The 20,855-nt window shown below is 62.3% G+C and carries 18 protein-coding genes and 1 tRNA gene; 8 read left to right on the top strand and 11 right to left on the bottom strand.

All coding sequences use genetic code 11. The annotated features are described in order from the left end of the window. The first annotated feature begins 343 nt into the window (after positions 1 to 343). Together LQK84_RS13240 and LQK84_RS13235 are read left to right on the top strand one after the other, a co-directional pair. On the top strand, positions 344 to 1,258 hold the full coding sequence (locus tag LQK84_RS13240; protein ID WP_230829199.1) for an AraC family transcriptional regulator: 915 nt from the start codon (positions 344 to 346) through the stop codon (positions 1,256 to 1,258). A gap of 124 nt (positions 1,259 to 1,382) precedes the next feature. Then, positions 1,383 to 2,132 carry an SDR family oxidoreductase gene (locus LQK84_RS13235; RefSeq protein WP_230829198.1) on the top strand — a complete coding sequence of 250 codons (750 nt, stop codon included), beginning with the start codon at positions 1,383 to 1,385 and terminating at the stop codon, positions 2,130 to 2,132. A 61-nt stretch (positions 2,133 to 2,193) separates the two neighbouring features. Here the strand turns inward: LQK84_RS13235 and LQK84_RS13230 are convergent. Continuing rightward, positions 2,194 to 2,270 (bottom strand) — tRNA-Arg (locus tag LQK84_RS13230). Positions 2,271 to 2,393: 123 nt separating this feature from the next. Next, positions 2,394 to 3,167 carry a crotonase/enoyl-CoA hydratase family protein gene (locus tag LQK84_RS13225; protein ID WP_230829197.1) on the bottom strand — a complete coding sequence of 258 codons (774 nt, stop codon included), beginning with the start codon at positions 3,165 to 3,167 and terminating at the stop codon, positions 2,394 to 2,396. 150 nt (positions 3,168 to 3,317) lie between these two features. Between LQK84_RS13225 and LQK84_RS13220 the strand changes: the two genes are divergently transcribed. After that, a complete protein-coding gene (locus LQK84_RS13220) occupies positions 3,318 to 3,758 on the top strand; it encodes a MarR family winged helix-turn-helix transcriptional regulator (RefSeq protein ID WP_230829196.1) in 441 nt (146 codons plus the stop codon). Between the two features lie 9 nt (positions 3,759 to 3,767). Here the strand turns inward: LQK84_RS13220 and LQK84_RS13215 are convergent, their stop codons facing one another. Further along, complete coding sequence (locus LQK84_RS13215) at positions 3,768 to 4,529, bottom strand: SDR family NAD(P)-dependent oxidoreductase (RefSeq protein ID WP_230829195.1); 762 nt, start codon at positions 4,527 to 4,529, stop codon at positions 3,768 to 3,770. 211 nt (positions 4,530 to 4,740) lie between these two features. Beyond that, on the bottom strand, positions 4,741 to 6,606 hold the full coding sequence (locus LQK84_RS13210) for a feruloyl-CoA synthase (protein ID WP_230829194.1): 1,866 nt from the start codon (positions 6,604 to 6,606) through the stop codon (positions 4,741 to 4,743). A gap of 1,011 nt (positions 6,607 to 7,617) precedes the next feature. On the opposite strand from LQK84_RS13210, the gene LQK84_RS13205 reads away from it, so the two are divergent. Continuing rightward, on the top strand, positions 7,618 to 7,884 hold the full coding sequence (locus LQK84_RS13205) for a hypothetical protein (RefSeq protein WP_230829193.1): 267 nt from the start codon (positions 7,618 to 7,620) through the stop codon (positions 7,882 to 7,884). Here the strand turns inward: LQK84_RS13205 and LQK84_RS13200 are convergent. Then, positions 7,881 to 8,441 (bottom strand): hypothetical protein, encoded by a 561-nt coding sequence (locus LQK84_RS13200; RefSeq protein WP_230829192.1) that lies wholly within the window; start codon positions 8,439 to 8,441, stop codon positions 7,881 to 7,883. The genes LQK84_RS13205 and LQK84_RS13200 overlap by 4 nt on opposite strands. Before the next feature lie 148 nt (positions 8,442 to 8,589). Between LQK84_RS13200 and LQK84_RS13195 the strand changes: the two genes are divergently transcribed. Continuing rightward, on the top strand, positions 8,590 to 9,207 hold the full coding sequence (locus tag LQK84_RS13195; RefSeq protein WP_230829191.1) for a hypothetical protein: 618 nt from the start codon (positions 8,590 to 8,592) through the stop codon (positions 9,205 to 9,207). Here LQK84_RS13195 and LQK84_RS13190 read toward each other — a convergent pair whose 3' ends face one another. The 5 genes from LQK84_RS13190 to LQK84_RS13170 all read right to left on the bottom strand — a co-directional run bounded on the left by LQK84_RS13190 (position 9,208) and on the right by LQK84_RS13170 (position 13,989). After that, positions 9,208 to 9,933, bottom strand: coding sequence for a pentapeptide repeat-containing protein (locus tag LQK84_RS13190; RefSeq protein ID WP_230829190.1), 726 nt, complete (start codon positions 9,931 to 9,933; stop codon positions 9,208 to 9,210). 174 nt (positions 9,934 to 10,107) lie between these two features. Then, positions 10,108 to 10,503, bottom strand: a complete 396-nt coding sequence (locus tag LQK84_RS13185) for a helix-turn-helix domain-containing protein (protein ID WP_230829189.1) — start codon at positions 10,501 to 10,503, stop codon at positions 10,108 to 10,110. Between the two features lie 171 nt (positions 10,504 to 10,674). Beyond that, entirely contained in the window at positions 10,675 to 11,499 is an 825-nt protein-coding gene (locus LQK84_RS13180; RefSeq protein ID WP_230829188.1) for a transglutaminase family protein, read from the bottom strand. 110 nt (positions 11,500 to 11,609) lie between these two features. Then, entirely contained in the window at positions 11,610 to 12,548 is a 939-nt protein-coding gene (locus LQK84_RS13175; RefSeq protein WP_230829187.1) for an alpha-E domain-containing protein, read from the bottom strand. Between the two features lie 4 nt (positions 12,549 to 12,552). Then, on the bottom strand, positions 12,553 to 13,989 hold the full coding sequence (locus LQK84_RS13170) for a circularly permuted type 2 ATP-grasp protein (RefSeq protein ID WP_442966956.1): 1,437 nt from the start codon (positions 13,987 to 13,989) through the stop codon (positions 12,553 to 12,555). A 290-nt stretch (positions 13,990 to 14,279) separates the two neighbouring features. Here LQK84_RS13170 and LQK84_RS13165 point away from each other — a divergent pair, with 290 nt between their 5' ends. The 3 genes from LQK84_RS13165 (at position 14,280) to LQK84_RS13155 (ending at position 19,008) form a co-directional block, all read left to right on the top strand. Then, positions 14,280 to 15,146, top strand: coding sequence for a DMT family transporter (locus LQK84_RS13165; protein ID WP_230829186.1), 867 nt, complete (start codon positions 14,280 to 14,282; stop codon positions 15,144 to 15,146). A 109-nt stretch (positions 15,147 to 15,255) separates the two neighbouring features. Further along, positions 15,256 to 16,602: a serine hydrolase gene (locus tag LQK84_RS13160; protein WP_230829185.1), complete on the top strand. Its 1,347-nt coding sequence runs from the start codon at positions 15,256 to 15,258 to the stop codon at positions 16,600 to 16,602. 474 nt (positions 16,603 to 17,076) lie between these two features. Continuing rightward, positions 17,077 to 19,008, top strand: a complete 1,932-nt coding sequence (locus LQK84_RS13155) for a methyl-accepting chemotaxis protein (RefSeq protein WP_230829184.1) — start codon at positions 17,077 to 17,079, stop codon at positions 19,006 to 19,008. A 125-nt stretch (positions 19,009 to 19,133) separates the two neighbouring features. Here LQK84_RS13155 and LQK84_RS13150 read toward each other — a convergent pair whose 3' ends face one another. After that, the gene (locus tag LQK84_RS13150) at positions 19,134 to 20,573 is read right to left on the bottom strand and encodes a DEAD/DEAH box helicase (protein ID WP_230829183.1); all 1,440 of its coding nucleotides are present in this window, start codon (positions 20,571 to 20,573) and stop codon (positions 19,134 to 19,136) included. Positions 20,574 to 20,855: the final 282 nt, after the last annotated feature.

Raw genomic sequence — 20,855 nt, 5'->3', positions numbered from 1 at the left:
GACCCAGCGTCTCAAAATTCACCGCCTGTGTCGCAAGATATTGCGCGTCGTTCGAGAGTTAAATATCCAGAAAGCATAGTACAGAAATTTTCCGATCCATACATTTCACTCCTGCGCAATTGTTAGAACTAGCGAGTTAGCGGCGGTCGGGTTTCCCCGGCCGCCGTGCTTGTTTTGGGGGAGAGGGGGCGGTTGGGGGGAGTTTCGTGTCGCAGGTTCTCCTGAAGCAAAGAGGAGATGGCGGTGCGCCGCGCTGCGTGATCCGGCCATCTGCCCGAGGCTCTGGACTTGCAGTCCTGGACGATCCATAATTTTCCCTCATAATAATCTATGGACCATCCGAATGGACCCGCTCAGCGACGTGATTGCCCTGCTTCGACCGAACACGGCCATCTCGAAGCCCATTTCCGGCCTGGGTGAATGGGCCGTGCGCTATGCCGCGCATGATGCCCCCGGTTTCACGATCATTCTCAAGGGCGAATGCTGGATTGCGTTTGAGGGGGAAAAGCCGCTGAAGCTGGAGACGGGCGCATTCGTGCTGCTGCCCTCAACGCCGGCCTTCACGTTGAGCAGCCGCCCAGGCATGGTCGGGACGCCGACAGACCCGATGGATGTGCCTGTCCGCCATGGCGAGCCGGAGGGCGAAGCTGATTTCATGGCGCTGGGCGGCACGTTTCGTATCGAGGCGGTGAATGCGCCGCTGCTGCTCGCCCTTTTGCCGCGCATGATCCATGTTCCGCCGTCGGAAGGGCGGTCGGCCCGGCTTGGCCGGTTGATCGATCTCATCGCCGAGGAATGCCGTGGCGACGAGCCGGGCAAGGACATGATCCTCCAGCGCATGCTCGAAGTTCTGCTCATCGAGGCCCTGCGGTCACAGGAAAAGACGATGGACGAAGACCGCGCCGGTCTCCTGCACGGCATGCGCGATCCCGCGCTTGCGCGGGTGCTTGCCGCCATGCATGCGGATGTCCGCGCCGACTGGACGGTTGCGGGCCTTGCGCGCATCGCAGGCCAATCGCGATCGGCCTTTGCCGCGCGTTTCGCCGCCGTGCTCGGCTGCGGACCGATCGAATATCTCGCCCGCTGGCGCATGGCGCTGGCCAAGGATGCCTTGCTGCGCGGGGCGAAGACGCTCGACCGGATCGCCGACGACATCGGCTACGATTCCGCCAGCGCCTTCAGCACGGCGTTCCGCAAGCGGCTTGGCTGCCCGCCGGGACAATTTGCCCGGATGCATGGCAGCGCCGGCCTCGCCTGAGATCAGAGTGCTGGCGAGTTTGTTGCCGGTATGGACGATTGAGCAATATAAATGGATCTTGAATTATAGTTCGTCCAGATGATCGGAGCTATCAAGGAACCATCCGAAACGAATGGAGGTTCCCATGCAAACGATCCTGATCACCGGCACATCTTCTGGCTACGGCCTTGAGACGGCGCGCCGTTTCCTCGACAAGGGCTGGAATGTCATCGCAACGATGCGCCGCCCCGATGCCAGCCTTTTCCCGGCTTCACCCCGGCTGCGTCTTCTGCCGCTCGATGTCACAAGCGACGAGAGCATCGCCGCCACCATTGCGGCAGCCGGCCCCATTGACGTGCTGGTCAACAATGCCGGCATTGGCGTTGTCGGTGCCTTCGAGGCGACGCCGATGGCGCATGTCCGCAAGGTCTTCGCCACCAACACATTCGGCGTGATGGCCATGTGCCAGGCCGTCATTCCGCAGATGCGTGAGCGTCGCTCCGGCGTGATCGTCAACGTGACGTCGAGCGTGACGCTCGCTGCCATGCCTCTGGCGGCGGCCTACACCGCCAGCAAGCAGGCGATCGAGGGCTTTACCGGCTCGCTCGCGCACGAGCTTGGCTATTTCGATGTCCGCGCCACGCTGGTCGAACCCGGCTATGCGCCGACGACGCGTTTTGCGCAGAATACGGATGTGCGGATAGAAGATCTGATCCCGCCGGCCTATGCCGGTTTCGCAACGCCGATCTTCGCGGCATTTGCGCATCCCGCCATGACGACCAAGGAAACGGATGTCGCCGAAGCCATCTGGAATGCCGTCCACGACACGACAGGTCGGCTTCAGTTTCCGGGCGGGGCCGATGCGGTTGCGCTCTACCAGACACGAAGGGTCTGAACCCAAGGTTCGCCCGGGTTTGGTTCAGCTGTCGCTTGTTGTGACGTGCAATCGGCGGAAATGGCGCACCCGACAGGATTCGAACCTGTGACCTTTGGAATCGGAATCCAACACTCTATCCAGCTGAGCTACGGGTGCACGCTTTCGGCCTGAAGCCGATCCGATGCGGCTTCTTAGCGTGTTCGTGCGTCCGCTTCAACGGGAAATGCGGGCGGGCGCACGGGTTTCTTGAGGGGCGGTGGCCCGGATGGGGCCAGACCCTCAGGAGAAGTTGGGCTTGCGCTTTTCCAGGAAGGCCTTCAGGCCCTCGCGGGCGTCGGGGCCGGTCTGGGTCATGGCGGCCGTCAGGCTTTCGACATAGAGGCCGTCGGCGCGGCTCATGTCGTTGATGCGGGCAATGCCCTGGATGACCATCTGGTTGATCAGCGTCGAGTTCGTGGCGATGTTTTCGGCCAGTTCCTTCGCCTTGGCGAGCGCTTCGCCTTCGCCGACGAGATAGTGGGCGAGGCCGATTTTCTGGCCTTCCTCGCCGGAATAGATGCGGCCGGTCAGCATCATTTCGGTCATGCGGTCCGGACCGACGATGCGGGAGATGCGGGCCGTGGCGCCGCCGCCGACATAGATGCCGCGCTTGCCTTCCGGCAGCTGGAACTTGACCGAAGGTTCGGCGATGCGGACATGGGTGGCTGCGGCAATTTCCAGACCGCCCCCCATGACGGCGCCCTGCATGGCCGAGACGATCGGCAGGCCGCCGAACTGCATCAGGTCCATGACCTCATGCCAGCTGCGCGAATGGCGGAAGACGTCGACCGAATTGCGCTCGACGGCTTCGGAAAGGTCGAGGCCGGCGGAATAGTGCCCGCCTTCGCCGCTCATGATGACGCAGCGCACGCCCTGCGGCGGGGCGGTGAAGAAGGCGCGCAGCTCGGCGAGCGTGCGGTCATTGATGGCGTTGCGCTTTTCGGGGCGGCAGAAGGTCAGCGAGGCGAGATTGCCTTCCACGCTGACACGGATATTCTGCTTGCTGTCGGCCATCGGTCTCGTCCTCCCCATGCCTGTCTTATATTTTGCTGTTGTCTTCCAAATTAGTTATATAGTATAACTGTAGCGAAGATTGGGCAAGGTGCGCGGTTGCGATTTTTTGCAATTGGCGCAGAATTATGTAGTGTTTGCCAAACCTTCGCTATGGGGAGGCGAATCATTATCAACTATTCCGTACTGAGCGATGCGGTCGGCTACAGGCTGCGCCGCGCCCAGCTCGCAGTGTTCCAGGACTTCGGTGAATCCTTCGCGGCAGAAGGCCTGCGTCCTGCCGACTTTTCCGTCGTGCTCATCATCAAGCACAATCCGGGCCTCAAGCAGAGCGAGGTCGCGGAAGCGCTTGGCATCCAGCGCGCCAATTTCGTCGCCATCGTCGACGGGCTGGAGGCGCGTGATCTGGTCGAGCGGCGCAAGTCCGAGACCGACCGCCGCGTCCAGGCGCTTTTCCTCACGCCGCTCGGCGAGCAGTTCGCCGAGAACATGCTGACCACCTGGAAGGCGCATGAGGACCGCATGATCGAGAAGCTCGGCGGGCCGGAAGCCCGCGACGAGTTGATCCGGCTCGTCAACAGGCTGGCCGAATAGACCTCTTCCTTACTTCGGCTGCATGCGCAGCGCGCCGTCGAGACGGACGGTTTCGCCGTTGAGGTAGCTCATCTCGATCATCGAGGCGGCGAGCTTGGCGAAATCCTCCGCCGAGCCGAGACGCGACGGGAAGGGGATCGAGGCGCCGAGGCTGGCCTGGATCTCGTCCGGCAGTTCGTTCATCAGCGGGGTCTTGAACAGGCCCGGTGCGATCGTGTTGACGCGGATGCCGATCTTGGAGAATTCGCGCGCCGCCGGCAGGGTCATGGCGACGATGCCGCCCTTGGAGGCTGCATAGGCGGCCTGGCCGATCTGGCCTTCGAAGGCGGCGACGGAGGCGGTCGAGATGATGACGCCGCGTTCGCCATCGGCGAGCGGTTCGAGCGCCTGCATGCGGTGGGCGGCGAGGCGCATCATGTTGAATGTGCCGATCAGATTGACCTTGATGACGCGCTCGAAGGCGCTGAGCGAATGCGGGCCGTCGCGGCCGACGATGCGGCTTGCCGTGCCGATGCCGGCGCAATTGACGAGCACGCGGGCGGTGCCGTTCTTGGCTTCCAATGCGTCAAGCGCGGCAATTGCGCTTTCCTCATTCGAGACGTCGCAGCGGGCGAAGGTCGCGCCGAGTTCCTTTGCCAGCCCTTCGCCGAGGTCTGCGTTCAGGTCGAGAATTCCGACCTTTGCGCCCTTCGATGCGAGCAGTTTGGCGACGCCTGCGCCGAGGCCCGATGCGCCACCGGTGATGGCAACTGCTATGCCGTTGATGTCCATGGGTGTTCTCCTCTCAGGCGTGGTGTGGTTGTTCCGTGCATTCGAACATTGAATTTGGGCTGCCCCTCACCCCGCCTCCGCTGACGCTCGGCGGACCTCTCCCCACAAGGGGGCGAGGGGGCCATGGGCGTTGCGGCTCTTCCTCTTCTCCCCCGCGGGGAGAAGATGCCGGCAGGCAGATGAGGGGGCGACGGTGCCGAAGCCGACCGCCTCACCCCTTGCGATTGGCGACCAGAACATGGGCCGGGATCTCGGCCGCGTAGAGGGCTTCGCAGTCGTCGGCCCGGTTTGCCATGACGGCGCGCTGGTTGAGCGAGCCCTTGTCGGTGATCTCGTTCAAATCCGGCGAGGGCGGCGTTTCGAGAATGATGGCGCGGGCCACCATGGTCGAGGAGCCGGTCGAGTTGCGGGCAAGCTCGTTGAGGCCCGACTGGATGCGGGCGACGAGCGCCGGATGCCTGGCGATGGCTGCCGTGTCCTCGACCGTTGCCAGTTCCGGGAATTCGCGGCGGCAGGCGTCGTAGTCGAGGAAGAGCAGGCCGCCGATATGCGGCAGGTCGAGGCCGGTCAGCACGAGGTCGCGCACCAGCGGGGCGAGCCCGCGGATGGTCGAGCCGCGGACGCTTGCCATGTTGACCCAGGTGCCGGTGTCGAGCTTGAAGTCTTCCGTCACGCGGCCGTCGAAGAGCAGGCCCTTCGTGATGTCCCTGGGGTCGTGATAGCGCAGCGCGTCCTGCATCAGGTAATAGCCTTCGTCGTCGAAGGCTTCCGCCGTCTTGTCGGCCTGGCGCCAGTAGCCGGGGGTGATCGAGGCGCCCTTGACGCGGACTTCCAGCTTCTCGCCATTCGGCACGAGCTTCATCTCGGAGCCGGCAGCCGGCAGGCCGATTTCGCCGGGGCGGCCGACGGGCCAGACGGTGGTCGACAGGAACGGGCCGGTTTCGGTCGAGCCATAGCCGGTGATGATCATGATCTTCTCGCCGACCGTTTCCATGGCGAGCTCTTCGAGTGCCTTGAAGACGTGATCCGCGAGGCTGGCGCCGGCATATTGCAGCACCTTGACGCGGGAGAAGAAGCGCTTGCGCAGCACCTCGTTGGTCCGCAGATGCTCGACCAGCATTTCATAGCCCTTCGGCACGTTGAAATAGAGCGTCGGGGCAATGTCGAGCAGGTTATGGACGGTCTTGTGGATGCCGATCGGGGTCGGCGCGCCGTCGTCGATGTAGAGCGAGCCGCCGTTGAAGAGGGCGATGCCGAAATTGTGGTTGCCGCCGGCGGTGTGGTTCCAGGGCAGCCAGTCGACCAGAACCGGCGGCTCGTCCTTCAGGAAGGCCAGCGTGTCGCGGATCATCACCTGGTTGGCCGAGATCATGCCCTGCGTGTTGATCACGGCCTTCGGCTTGCCGGTGGAGCCGGAGGTGAAGAGGAACTTGGCGATCGTTTCCGGGCCGAGATTGGAAATCGCGATGTCGACGGCTTCCGTTGCCGCCTGCGTCAGGATCTCGTTGAGATTATGCGCGCCGGGCACGGTCGAGAGGTCGCCGGTGCCGAAGACAGGGATGCTTTCCAGCACGACGGCGCGGATTGCGTCCTTGTAGAGTTCGATATGCTCGGCGAAGACCATGCCGGGCGTGATCAGGTCGAAGACGTGATGCAGCTTGTCGAAATCCTTCGACTTGGTCGAATAGGCCGGCGCGATCGGCGCGTAGGGCACGCCGGCGCTCATGCAGCCCAGCGCCACGAGGCCGTGATAGACCGAGTTGCCGGAGAGGATGGCAACGGGGCGGTCGACGGAGAGTTCGTGGTCGATGAGATACTGTGCGATGGCGCGGCTCATGTCGCGTGCCTCGCGATAGGTCACCCGCCGCCACTCGCCATTGGGCAGGCGATCGGCGAGGAACAGGCGATCCGGCGCATGCTCGGCCCAATATTCCAGCACGGCAATGGTGGAAACCGGAACGTCGCCGATCGGCGTGACCGGACGGATATAGGTCACCCCGTTTTCCGCCGTCGTCACCGAGACGTCGAGCGTGCCGAAGTTCACAGGGCGAATGCCCGGCATGGATATAACTGGCATGAATTCCTCCCAAAACTAGTTATTATGTATAACAATATTTTTGAGGATTGCAAGGTGGCGTGTTTCTGTCTTTGTGGTGCCAGTGCCACACCCAATCTCCCCCGCTTCAAGGGGGAGATGCCCGGCAGGGCAGAGGGGGGTGCCCTTGCCGTCCGTCATATTCCGCTTCCATTGATCGTCCTGCCCCGCCATACCCCCCTCTGTCACTCCGTGACATCTCCCCCGCAAGGGGGGAGATTGGCCGCAGGCGGCGTGCCAAATCACCCGAAAAAAACCTTTCCCGAGATATCCTCCGGTCTAACCGCCTCCGTCCCTTTCTCTGGACATCAGCTTCCGGAGAGCCACGCTGACGCGCCGCCCTGATGGGTAGTTTAAAAATAACGGCGGAGCGCCAGCGCGACCCGTCGAGATCTGCAAGGCAGGGCCTCATCCGACCCTGATCCTCAAACGCGGGCCGCCTCGCTAAGCCGTCTGCGGAGGCAGACGGGTTCTTTGGCGCAGCCAAGCCGCCGAGCCATTCGCGGCCCATCGGGGGAGTCGTTTCACTGAGGTTTTTGTCTCAATGCCGCCCGCGTCCCCTGATGTGATGTCCCGCACGTTACGAAACATCGCATCAGGCTCTCCTCCCGCCTGGGCCAGTCGTCGCTGGTCCATCCGGTGGCGGAAGAGCTACAGAATAGCGTGAAGGTTGGAGAGTGGGGAAATTGTGGGATGAAGTCCGGTCCTCTCCCCTTGTGGGAGAGGAAGGAAAATCAGCATCTTAGCTTTAGCTAAGTGCTAGATTTTCCAGGTGAGGGGTTTCGATTTATCCTCGGCATATGCCGCAATTCACCCCTCACCAAGCTCGCCAAGCCAATCGCCTGCGGCTCTTGGGGCGAGCTATCCTCTCCCACAAGGGGAGAGGAGGGATGCCTCTCCCTCATTCGAAACGTCCTCGTCCGAAAAAACTTGTGGCATCTGCGGCAATTCTTATGTTCATACGCGCAAGCACCCTCAAGCCCGTGGAAGACAATGCTGAATATCGAGCCCGAACATCCGATTTACCGCCCGCTATGGGTCCGGCTGCTGATTGTCGGCATTCTGGCCGTCTGGTCGGTGCTGGAACTGGTGAAGGGGTCGCCGTTCTGGGGGACGATTGCGGGGGGTGTGGGGCTGTTTGCGGCCTATGAGCTGTTCTGGCGTTTTCCGGAGCATCGCGCCAAAGCGGATGCGAAGGCGGCCGCCAAGGCGGAGGCCGATGCCGCGCGGGCGCGGGAAGGCGACGAGCAGGACGGCTAACGGCCTGCCGGCGGCAGACGCTTCAGGGCCTCATCGATCAGCAGGTTGGCGATCTTCATGCGCAGCGTTGCCTGGTCGCGCCAGGCCTCGCCGACCATGTCGGGATGGTTCTGGCGGGCGAAGCTGCGGCGGAGGCTATGGAGCGCTTCGGCCGAATTGGCGCCTGAGAGTTTCAGGTCTTCGGCCACATCCTGCGGGGTGAGGCGGGAGAAGAGATGCGCCTCGGCGGTTTCGATCACAGGCTCGGGCGCCGGCTTTTCCGTGCGGGACGGCTGGTCGTCGAAGTCGAAATAGGCGTCGTGCAGCCGGCCTTCTCCGTCAGGCAGCGGTATGCCTATGGAGGGGCTGACAAAGCCCGCATTGAGGCCGCGGATACCGGCGGCTGGTGCGGCGACATGCTCCTCGTCCGGTTCGCCCTCCCGCTCTTCGGCGAGACGGTCGAGCACCGCGTCGAATAGGCTTTGTCCGAGGATCATGGCGGGCATCCTGTCCGGGTTCGTCTTGCGGTCTGGTTTGAAGGCGAAGCGGGCTTCCCTCGTGTCACAGACGTCATTCATGACCCTGCAAGCCTGTCCGAGCCTTTTTGTGGCAAGGCAATCGTCCCAGAAATGGTTTGGCGCCAGGATTGACTATCACGCCGTCGTTGCCGTGTCTGGCATTGCTGCATTGCCGATGACTGTCATGGTGAGCCTGGAGGGCGTGTTCATGAATATTGCGAAACCTGTTTCTGCCGGAAATCCCTGTCCGTTTTTGCGTGCGCTGGTCTCGCAGGGCATGATCAACGACGAGTTTCAGCCGATCGGCCGGCTTTCGGACACCATCTGCGCGATCTCGCGGGTCAGCGATGGCGGCAAGCCGCTGCCTTTCGTTCTCGTCGCGCTGATTGCGCTGGCGGCCAATGGCCTGAGCCCGGTGCAGATCTGGCGCAACGGCCGGCAGGGCGTGCATCTGTCCGGCCTTCGGGGCGGGCCACTGGACAAGCGCGGCGCGGGTTCGCGGGTGATCGGCGTCGATGGCACGGTCAACGAAGCGGAACTGGAGCGGCTTGCGGGCTTTGCGTCGCCGAAGACCGACAGTGCCGGCGAAACCGAGCCGGGGCTCGACGCGGCCGAGATCACGCGGTTCATGGAGACGAACTGGGCACGCGCCGCCGGCCACCGCCGCGCCATCGACCGCAAGCTGATGGATGGCGAATGGCCGGTGCTGCTTCAGGTTCTGGGCAAACAGGGCGCGGGAGGCCAGTATCTCGCCGTCGCCGATATCCGCCAGTTCGTGGTCGACCGGGCGCTGCCGGAGCGCATCGCCTCCCGCCTCAAGCTCTGATCAGTCGACCGTCAGCAGGCCGAAGGAGGTGACGATCGCCTCATGCTGGTCGCGCGTGACGGAGAGCGCGTGGAAGGAGGCCATGGACTGGAAATCCAGTTCGTCGAAGCTTGCATGCGAGAGATTGGCATGATCGAGCACGGCGCCGGTCAAGTCGATATTGGAGAGGCTGGAGCCGCGAAAGCTGGCATTGTTCAGCTTCGAGCCGGCGAGCGAGGCGTCGCGCAGGTCGCAGCTTTCGAAGAGACTGTCCTGCAGGTCGCCGGGGGCGAATTCGGCATATTGCAGCTTGCAGCGGATGAAGCGCAGGCCGCCGGGGATCACCTGACTGCGGATCTTGCGCTGCGCTTCGATGTCCACCTTCAGGCCCGGCGCGGCACAATCGGTGAAGGCGAGCATATAGCCCTCGCAGCCGACGAACTTGTTGAGCGAGAGATTGGACTTTTCGAACTCGGCCTTGGAGAGGTCGCTGTAGCGCCATTCGCTTCCCGTCTCGCCTTCGGCGAAGAGGCAGTCCTTGAACCTTGCTTCCTTGAACGAGCAATGATCGAAGCTGCAGGCGATGAATTTGACGGCGCGGAAGCTGGCATAGTCGAAATTGCAATTGACGAAGCGGCAGGCGCGGAATTCCACTTCGCTGACATGGAATTCCTGCAAGTCGTCGCCATCGAAGCGCGCGCCCTCGACAGGTTTTGCCGCATTGATCGCCTGTTCCAGTGTCCGCATGCTCTCAGCCTCTGTTCGGGCGGGACACTATCGGCATCGTCGGGGATAGCCAATGTCATATTGCTGACAAATACCTGCGGTAGAAACACCTTGTCAGCGAGAGGCAAGCCACGGATGAACTGGCGCCGCGCGGACAACCGAGGAAGGTCAAGCAATGCTTGGCCTTTTTTCGTTTCAGGCGTTGGCTGCGATTTTATCTGCCAGCGGATAGGGCGCGATCAGGGCGTCGGCCGGGATACGCCATTTTTCAACGAGGCTCTGGATCATCGGCAGCGTCAGCGGGCGTCTGCGCAGCATGATTTCCGAGGCCCGCGAGCGTGATCCCAGAACCTCTGCGAGATCGGCGCGGCTATAGCCCCTGTTCTCCATGAAGCCTTGCAGAAACTCGATCGGGTCAAGCGTGTCGAGCGGCCAGTTCTGGTTTTCGTAGGCCTCGATCAGCATGGCCAGAAGGTCAAAGCGGTCCGCCTCGGCGGAACCGGGCAGGGGAAGCGCATCGAAATAGGTTTCGATTTCGGTCAGCGCCTCGCGATAGTCGGCTTCGCTCTTGAGAAGTTTCATGTCCTTCATCACACGCTCCTTGCGTCGATGCGATGATAAACTGGCTTCGCAGGGAGGCACCCCCCATCTGCCTGCCGGCATCTTCTCCCCAAGGGGAGAAGAGATCAAGACTCAAGGCTCGCCGAGCGAAGCGGAGGCAGGGTGAGGGGCGGGACGCTCAAAGTCCCTGCCGGTCCGCTTTCAGCTCTGGCTCTGGCTTTGCGACTGGCTCGGGCCTTCCACCATGACCGCGACTTTCATCGTTTCGGCCGAGACGCCGTGGATCATGCCGGAGATGGGGCAGGCGTCCTTGTAGTCGAGGCCGCAGGCGACGCGGACGTAGTCCTCGTTGGGGCAGATGTCGTTTGCGGCGTCGAAGCCGACCCAGCCGAGGCCGTCGACATGGGCTTCAGCCCAGGCGTGGCTGGCGGTCTGTTCCGGGGTGCCTTCCATGTGGAGATAGCCGGATACGTAGCGGGCGGGGAAGCCCATCAGGCGGGCGGCGGTGATGAAGACATGGGCGTGGTCCTGGCAGACGCCGGTCTTCAGCTCCATGGCCTGTTCGGCGGTCGTTGCCGCGTCCGTCGTGCCGGCCGTATAGACGATGCGCGCCTTGATGCGGCTCATCAGCTGGTGCAGCTTCGGCAAGTCTTCGGCGACATCCAGCGACTTCACCATTTCGCGGATGAACTTGCCGGGCTTGGTCAGCGGCGTTTCGCGGCGGTAGAGCCAGAGCGGCGCATAGGCCGTGTGGGGGCCAAGAACGCCGGCCTTGTCGATCGTCTCGACTTCGCCTTCCGCGGTGATGCGGATCGTCTGCTGGTCGCCGTTCAGCGAGACCAGTTCGGTGAAGTTCTGAAACTGGTCGTCGTAGGCGACCTCGATCTTGGCGCCCTCGACGGAGGTCTTCCAGGAGATGACCTTCTGGGTCGGCCCGGATTTCGGCGTGAGCCGCAGGCGCTGCAGCGAATACTGCACCGGATCTTCGTAGGTATATTCGGTCGTGTGGCTGATCTTCAGTCGCATGTCGCGGTCCGTTGAGGCTCAATGCAATTCCGGAAAAAGTGTCTGACGGGTTTCGTCCGGAATGGCGTGAAACAAAGAGGTGAAGTCTTTCCGGCGGGTGCCGGAAAGGCTCAATAGAAGCGATAACCTTCGGAAATCTGCATTCCGAGCCGGTTGTTGTGGCCGATGAAATCCTCGAGGAATTCGTGCAGGCCCTGGTCCATCACGTCCTTGATCGACCCCTTTTCGAGCAGTCTCAGCGTCGCTTCGGCCGTGTCATGGGCATCCAGGCGCTGCTTGTACTCGCGTTCGAGATAGGACAGGTTGCTGACGATCTTGTCGTAGCAGTAATGCAGCGAGCGCGGCATCTGGCCGTTGAGGATCAGGAAGTCGGCAATGTTGGCGGAATTGTAGACCGCGTCATAGACCCAGCCATAGGCGCGATGCGCCGAGACCGAGCGCAGGATCGATTCCCACTGGATATTGTCGAGCGAGGAGCCGACATGGGAGACCGAGGGCAGGAGCACGTAATATTTCACATCGAGAATGCGCGACGTGTTGTCGGCGCGCTCGATGAAGGTGCCGATGCGCGAGAAATTGTAGATTTCGTTCCGCAGCATCGTGCCGTGGAAGGCCCCGCGGATGAGGCCGGCGCGGCGCTTGATCGTCTCGATGACGCCCGGCATGTCCTGCGGGCGTACCTTGCGGGCCAGCAGTTGCTTGAGGTCGATCCAGAACTCGTTGGTCGCTTCCCAGGTCTCGCGGGTCAGTGCCGTGCGCACCATGCGGGCATTGTTGCGCGCGGCTTCAACGCAGGAGAGCACGCTTGACGAGTTGTTGCGGCTTCGAAGCATGAAGTCGATGGCGTCGCTGTCGGTGACGGCCTCGTATTCCTCCAGGAATGCCTGCTGCATGCCCGCGCTCTGGAGAACGCCGTCCCAGTCGCCATCCGTGGCGCCGGAGCGGGTGAGGGCCATGCGCAAGCCGGCGTCGATAAGGCGCGCGATGTTTTCGGCGCGCTCGATGTAACGGAACATCCAGTAGAGTCCGTTTGCTGTCCGTCCGAGCATTCTCTCAGTCCTCCAGAACCCAGGTGTCCTTGGTGCCGCCGCCCTGGCTGGAATTGACGACCAGCGAGCCTTCCTTGAGCGCCACGCGGGTGAGGCCTCCTGGAATGATCTTGACGGTCTTCGAAACGAGGACATAGGGGCGAAGATCGACGTGGCGGGGCGCCACACCATTCTTCACGAGGATCGGCACTGTCGAAAGCGACAGGGTGGGTTGTGCGATATAGTTGGCGGGCTTTGCCTTCAGCTTTTCGGCAAATTCCAGCCGTTCCTTCTTGGTGGCCGTTGGGCCGACGAGCATGCCGTAGCCGCCGGAGCCGTGGACTTCCTTCACCACCAGTTCGTCGATGTGCTCGAGCACGTATTTCAGGCTGTCTTCTTCCGAACAGCGCCAGGTCGGCACGTTTTCGAGGATCGCCTTGCGGCCGGTGTAGAACTCGACGATTTCCGGCATGTAGGAATAGATCGCCTTGTCGTCGGAAATGCCGGTGCCGGGCGCGTTGGCAATGGTGATATTGCCGGCGCGGTAGACATCCATGATGCCCGGAATGCCGAGCGCGCTGTCCGGACGGAAGGTCAGCGGGTCGAGGTAGTCGTCATCGACGCGGCGGTAGAGCACGTCGATCGCCTGATAGCCGAGCGTCGTGCGCATGCAGACCTTGCCGTCGATGACGCGCAGGTCCGAGCCTTCCACCAGCTCGACGCCCATCTGGTCGGCGAGGAAGGAGTGTTCGTAATAGGCCGAGTTGTAGATGCCGGGCGTGAGTACGGCGACGCGCGGCTTGCCCTTGCAGCCGGGAGGGGCGAGTTCCTGCAGGCTCTGGCGCAGCTGGAAGGGATAGTCTTCGACCGGGCGCACCTTGTTGGCGTAAAAGAGTTCCGGGAACATCTGCATCATCGTTTCCCGGTTCTCCAGCATGTAGGAGACGCCGGAGGGCGTGCGGGCATTGTCTTCCAGAACGTAGAACTGGTCCTCGCCGGTGCGCACGATATCGGTGCCGACGATGTGGGTGTAGACGCCACCCGGCGGGCGCATGCCGATCATCTCGGGCAGGAAGGCGGGGTTCTTCTCGATCAGCGCGCGGGGAATACGGCCGGCCTTGATGATTTCCTGCTTGTGGTAGATGTCGTCGAGAAAGGCGTTGAGCGCGATGACGCGCTGTTCGATCCCCTGCGCCAGCTTGCGCCACTCGCGGCCGGAAATGATGCGGGGGATGATGTCGAAGGGGATCAGCTTTTCGGACTGGTCCTCGTGACCGTAGACATTGAAGGTAATGCCCGTCCTTCGGAAAATGTTTTCAGCGTCGCGCGATTTTGCAATCAGGTTTGCCGGATCCTGCGCCGCATACCATTCATGATAAGAGCGGTATGGCGGTCTTGGATCTGCGCCTGCATTCAACATTTCATCAAATGCCAATGCCGTGTTCCCCCGTTTTTTGTTCATATGAATACAACAATTCCGATAATGCAAGAACCATGCACAGTTCGGAGCGAATAAACTCGATTTGGCATAAATGGCTGATTTTCAAGAAAGTTCCATGAAGCGTCGTTGCTCGTGCTGATCGCTGTTGCTCAAGGAATGGGCACGCTTCGAAACTTGCCTGAAAAAGGCCTGCGTGCACTGTTTAAAATTTGGGCAGCCCGCAAAAGTCCGGGCTGGACCGGCTGTGCCCAAGGGCTTAATAAACGGCGGCCGGATGCGCCGGTTTGCTCCCCGATGTGTTGCGGCTCCTCATGATCGATCGTCTCATTCCTGCTGTCTTCGTGCTGCTCTGGTCCACCGGCTGGATCGTCGCCAAGTTCGGTGCCTTTCATGCGAGCCCGCTGCTTTTCCTCGTCATCCGTTTCGGGCTGGCCATCGTGCTCTTTGCCGGCATCTGCCTGCTCAGCGGCGCGCGATGGCTGGCCAGCCGAAACGCCACGCTGCACGCACTGGTGAGCGGCGTCTTCCTGCACGGGATCTATCTCGCCGGCGTCTGGTGGAGCATCGCGCATGGTGTGCCGGCGGGCATTTCGGGGCTGATCTCCGCCCTGCAGCCGCTGATGACGGCGGTGGCCGCGCCCTTCCTCGTGGGCGAGCGGTTGGCGTCGAGGCAGAAGCTTGGTCTTGCGCTCGGCTTCTTCGGCATCGTCATTGCGATTGCGCCCAAGCTGATGGCAACGGATGCGAGCGCCATTCCACTGATGCCGGTTCTCGTCAATGTCGCAGGCATGGCTGCGGTGACCTACGGGTCGATCTACCAGAAGCAGCACCTGCATAGCGGCGATCTCAGAACCATCGCGCTGCTGCAATATGTCGGCGCCTTCGTGTTTCTGGCGCCGGTGACGCTCCTGTTCGAGACGCCGCATTTCGACAATTCCGTTGCCGTCTGGGCGACGATGACGTGGTCTGTGCTGGCCCTGTCGGCCGGGGCCATCGCGCTGCTTCTCTACCTGCTCCGCAAGGGGCAGGTGTCGCAGGCGGCTTCGCTGAACTATCTCGTCCCGGCGGCGGTGGCGCTGCAGGCCTGGGTTCTGTTCGGCGAAGTGTTGACGGTGCCGATGATCGTCGGAGCCGCAGTCGCAGCCGTCGGGGTCTACCTGACGACGCGCAAGGGCTGATGTTAACCATTCATTAACGATGACTTCAGATCGTTAAAATTTTAACTTCTCTGTTGCCATGCAACACCATTAGAATCAGACGGATCAACGATATTGCAGGAGACCTTGCATGCGCCGTCTGACTGCATTGCGCGTGGCCGTTTTGGGCACATTGATGCTGGCTTCCACGCTCTTCGCAGCGCAGCCGGCAGCGGCCGGCTATGCGCATTTCGTGCTCGATGCCAATACGGGGAAGGTGCTGGCCTCAGAGAATGCCGACACGCTGAACCATCCGGCATCGCTGACGAAGATGATGACGCTCTACATGACCTTCGAGGCGATCCGCAGCGGGCGGATCGGCTGGGAAACGCGCATTCCGATGACGAAGCGTGCGGCGCATGTCATTCCGCTGAAGCTCGGTGTGCGGGCAGGGCAGTCGCTGACGGTGCGCGAGGCTGTTCTCGGCATGATCGTGCTCTCGGCCAATGATGCGGCCGAGACGATGTGCGACTATCTCGCAGGCAGCGGCGATTGCGGTTCGATGCTGACGCGCAAGGCGCGCCAGCTCGGCATGACGCGCACCACATTCCGCAACGGTTCCGGCCTGCCCGATGCGCGCCAGGTGACGACGGCGCGCGACATGGCGCGGCTCGGCGTCTCGCTGATCCGTGATTATCCGAGTGAATATCGCCTCTTCTCCACGCGCGCCTTCTCCTTCCGCGGCCGTGGCATCCATGGGCACAACCGGCTCATGTATCGCTATCACGGCATGGACGGCATCAAGACGGGCTACACCAACGCGTCCGGCTTCAATATCGTGACGGCGGTCAATGATGGCGGCCGGCGCGTGATCGGCGTCGTCATGGGCGGCCGCACCGCTGGCGCGCGCGACGCCAAGATGGCCGCTCTGCTGAACGCCACCATGCCGACGGCGATGGCCCGCCGCGATGCCGCGCCTGCACCTGCGCCCATCAAGCAGGCGCCACAGGTTGCCGTTGTGCGTGAACCGACACCCGAGCCGCAGCGCGAGGAGGCCAAGGTCGCCTCGCTGGGCTCCGTGCCGCTGCCGTCCTCGCGCTATGCCACCACAGGCAAGCCGGCCGAGCAGGCCAAGGCATCCGCGAAACAGGCTGCCGACGAGGACGATGGTAACGACGAGGACGTTGCACAGGCGACTGCGGCGGCGCTCGCAAGCGAGGAGCCGAACCCCGACAACATGTCGAGCGATCCCGACACGCTCTGGCAGGTGCAGATCGCAACCGCCAAGAGCGAGGACGATGCGCGCGGCATCCTTGAAAAGGCACGCGGCAAGGCGGGGTCCAGCCTCAATGGCGCGATGAATTTTGCCCAGGCCGCCGGTGGCGGGGTGTACCGTGCGCGCTTCATCGGTTTCAACAGCCGTCAGACGGCGGAGACCGCCTGCCGGGCGCTCAAGGCCAAGTCCTTCTCCTGCCAGGTTATTTCCGGCAACGGCTGACCGCGTCCTCAAGAGCGTTTCGATCCGCATCTGACGCCATCTCGGCCATCCCGAGGTGGCGTTTTTGCGTCGTTGCCCTTCGCACGACATGCCCCTTCATCTTGTCGATGAGCAGTGGCACCGAAACTCTCCATGCCTCACCTCGCGCAAGAGATGGCGCCGGGATTTTCGAATATTGACGGCACTGATCGTCGAGGGATTTCTCCGCTTTGTTTGTGATCCATCAAACTTCGGCTGTGGTGAATAACGTAAAGAGACATTCAAATATTTATCTATAATTTCCTAATCTTGCATTCCAGCGTTAACTTTTGGTTTGGCAATTCTGGGTAGCGTCTTAGTCATCCGCTCTCGCATGGATCGGATCCTCCCCCAAGAACCAGGCCCGAATGACTCGGGTGTCGCCGTGCAATGCCTGATCACTCATCCGTAATGCCTTCTGCACGAGAGGGTCGGACCCACTGGCGAGAGAGATTAATGTCAGTTCTGGCTAACATATCCATCAAGGCGAAGATCCTGTCCATCGTTGTCCCCCTTTGTGTGGTCGGTCTCGGGGCCACGGGCTCGATGGCATATTTCTACAAGGATGCCGACAACACCTATTCCGATTTTCTGGCAACCGACAGCGTGGCGGCCATCCAGACCGTGCGTGCGGCGACCGCCATGGTCAGCGTGCCCTACAGCGCCTACCAGCTGGTTGCTTACGACAACGCAGATCCCGGTTATGTTGGGGTCAAGGCGTTCTATGAGGCGAGCAAGAAGGATATCGTGACGCGGCTTGACAAGGTCGCTGCGCTGACGCCCGAAAATGCGAGCGATGTCAAAGGCTTCAAGGAACGCGCCGAGGTGCTTTTCGCGACGATCGACAAGGCCGTTCAAACGGACATCGATGGCAAGTCCGCCGACGCTGCCAAGATGCTGTCGGTTGTCGACCCGATGGTCGACAAGTGGCGTGCCGACCTGCGTGCCTATAACGATGCGCGCCAGGCAGGTCTCCTCAAGAAGAGCGATGAGCTGTCCGACACGACGGACATGACGATCATGACGAGCCTCGGCGTCGTCGGTTTCGCGTTCCTGCTGGGTATCGTCGGATCGCTCTATATTGCAACGCGTGGCATCACCGGGCCGATCGGTCGCCTGCGCGAGCGCATGGCGGGGCTGGCGTCTGGCGATACGGCCTCGAAGATCGAGGGCCTGGAGCGCAAGGATGAAATCGGTTCCATGGCCAAGGCGGTGCTGGTGTTCCAGCAGAACGCCGTCGAACGCATTCGCCTTGAGCAGGAAACTGAGACCAACCGCTCGATGAGCGAGCAGGAGCGCATCGAGCGCGAGAAGCAGAGGGCCAGGGAAGCCGCAGACGTGCAGTTTGCCGTCGACAATCTGGCCGAGGCGCTCGCCAAGCTTTCGGAAGGTGATGTCTCCTACCGCATTCGCGAACCCTTCGTTGCGACGCTCGATGCCGTGCGCAACGACTTCAATCATTCCGCTGACAAGCTTCAGGCCGCTCTTCGCTCGGTTTCTGAAAATGCCCGTGGCATTGATGCCGGCAGCAGCGAGATCAAGGCCGCGGCCGATGATCTGGCCAAGCGCACCGAGCAGCAGGCTGCAGCGGTCGAAGAGACAGCGGCGGCGCTGGAAGAGATCACCACGACGGTTCGCGACAGCACGCGCCGGGCGCAGGAAGCCGGCCAGCTCGTCGGTCGCGCCAAGGCGGGGGCGGAACAGTCCGGCAAGGTCGTCGGCCAGGCGGTTCTCGCCATGGAACTGATCTCGAAGTCGGCCAATGAGATTTCCAACATCATTGGTGTGATCGACGAGATCGCCTTCCAGACCAACCTTCTGGCGCTGAATGCCGGCGTTGAGGCCGCGCGTGCGGGCGATGCGGGCAAGGGCTTTGCCGTCGTGGCACAGGAAGTGCGCGAACTGGCGCAGCGCTCTGCCAATGCCGCCAAGGAGATCAAGGCGCTGATCACGACCTCGAACACGCAGGTCGAGCAGGGTGTTAAGCTCGTCGGCGAGACGGGCCGCGCGCTGGAGACGATCGTGTCTGAAGTGCAGGAGATCAACCGGCATGTTCTGGCGATCGTGGAATCGGCCCAGGAACAGTCCTCCGGCCTGCAGCAGATCAATACGGCTGTGAACCAGATGGACCAGGATACGCAGAAGAATGCGGCCATGGTGGAAGAGACGAATGCTGCAAGCCACAGCCTCGCCACCGAAGTCGGGTCGCTGAACCGTCTGCTGTCGCAGTTCAAGCTGGCGGAAGGCGGGATGCAGTCGCAGCCGCGCATGTCCGCCCCGTCCGACCGTCCGGCCGCGTCGCCGGTCAGGGCGCTGGGCCGCAAGATCGCGTCCGCCTTCTCCGGCAATGCCGCCATCGACACGAAGGGCGACTGGCAGGAGTTCTGAGTTCGCCAGACTGGAGCGCCGATCGAGAGACCGGCTACCGTCAAAAAGAAGCCCCGGCAGAGCGATCTGCCGGGGCTTTTTCATTGCGGCGCGGCGTTCAACGCCGCGCTTGGAAGGTGATGTGCTCAGCCCTGGGCTGCGCGGGTGTAGCCGCCCGGCTTGCCGCCACGGGCGCCGCGCTTCTGGCCACCGGGGCGATTGCGGTCGCCATTCGGACGGCCGGCCTGATGGTGGCCATTATTGCCGCCATTGTCGCGCTTGCGCTCACCGGCCTGCGCTTCCGAATGCGGACGGCGAGCGGGACGTGCCTGGCCCTCGGCGCGTGCTTCGGCGCCTTCACCGGCCTGCTGCGGACGGCCCTGGCCCTTGCGGTGCTGCTTGCGGGCCGGACGGGGTGCGCCACGCGAAGGCTGGTTGCCGCCGCGCGTATCCGCCGGGGCTTCGCCGCTGGCAACGGTCAGTTCGACCTTGGTCAGCTTTTCGATGTCGCGCAGCATCTTGAATTCGTCCGGTGCGCAGAAGGCGATCGCGATGCCTTCCTTGCCAGCGCGGGCCGTGCGGCCGATGCGGTGGACATAGGCTTCGGCAACGGTCGGCAGGTCGTAGTTGTAGACATGCGTGACGCCGGGAATGTCGATGCCGCGGGCGGCAACGTCGGTGGCGACGAGAACGCGCATTTCACCATCGCGGAAGGCCTTGAGGGCGCGTTCGCGCTGGCTCTGGCTCTTGTTGCCATGGATGGAGGCAGCGGCAAAGCCGATGTTTTCCAGATGCTTCGACAGCTTTTCGGCGCTGTGCTTGGTCTTCAGGAAGACCATCGCGCGACCGTCCGGATTGTCGGTCAGCGACTGGCGCAGGAGCTGCGTCTTCTGGTCCTTGCCGGTGACGTGATGGACGAACTGCTCGATCTTGTCAGCGGTCTTGCCGGGCGTGGAGGCTTCAACGCGCAGCGGGTCGGTCAGGTATTCCTGAGCGAGCTCTTCGATCTGCTTCGGCATGGTGGCCGAGAAGAGCAGGGTCTGGCGGCGCTTGGGCACCATTTTCGAAATGCGGCGCAGGTCGTGGATGAAGCCGAGGTCGAGCATCTGGTCGGCTTCGTCAAGCACGAGGTAGCGCACGGCCGTCAGGTTGACGTCGTTGCGCTTGCACAGGTCGAGAAGACGGCCGGGGGTGGCGACGAGAATGTCGGTGCCACGGGCCAGAAGCTGGGCCTGCTTGTGGATCGATGCGCCACCAACGACGAGCGCGATGCGCAGCTTGGTGTCCTTGAGGAAGGCGCGCAGGTTGCCGGTGATCTGGTTGACCAGTTCGCGGGTCGGGGCGAGGATCAGCGTGCGGACAGCCTTGGGCTCGGGGCGCTGGTTGTCGTTGAGAAGATGTTCGATGATCGGCAGGCCGAAGGCGGCCGTCTTGCCGGTGCCGGTCTGGGCGAGGCCGATAATGTCGCGGCGCTCGAGCACCAGCGGGATCGCCTTTACCTGGATCGGGGTGGGGGTGGTGAACTCCATGCTTTCCAGCGTGCGCAATGTGCCAGCGGTCAGACCGAGATCAGAAAATTTAGTCAAGGTATTCAGCCTTTCGGGGACGCAAAACGGCGTTAGCCCGGAGCGCCATGATCGGACTCCGGTTGTCGTTCGCGTCAAGAACCCCGCGTGAATTGGGAACTTGTGGGTTAAGTTGATTTGCTTTCAGCGCCGCCGGCGTGGAACCCGGCATCAATGCAACGCGCTTTTCCTTCTGTTGCTCTGGCAGAATTCCATCTGGCCAGCTGTCGCAACGGCCAGCTCACGCGGCGGCCGGAAGGGGAAAGCTGCGTGCTTGTCTTACGAATGGCTGTCATTGTCAAG

This window comes from Rhizobium sp. C4, assembly GCF_021026315.1.
In the GTDB taxonomy this organism is placed as follows: Bacteria; Pseudomonadota; Alphaproteobacteria; order Rhizobiales; family Rhizobiaceae; genus Ensifer_A.
Note: the sequence above shows the minus strand (reverse complement) of the source record. Positions and strands in the feature narration are given on the sequence as shown.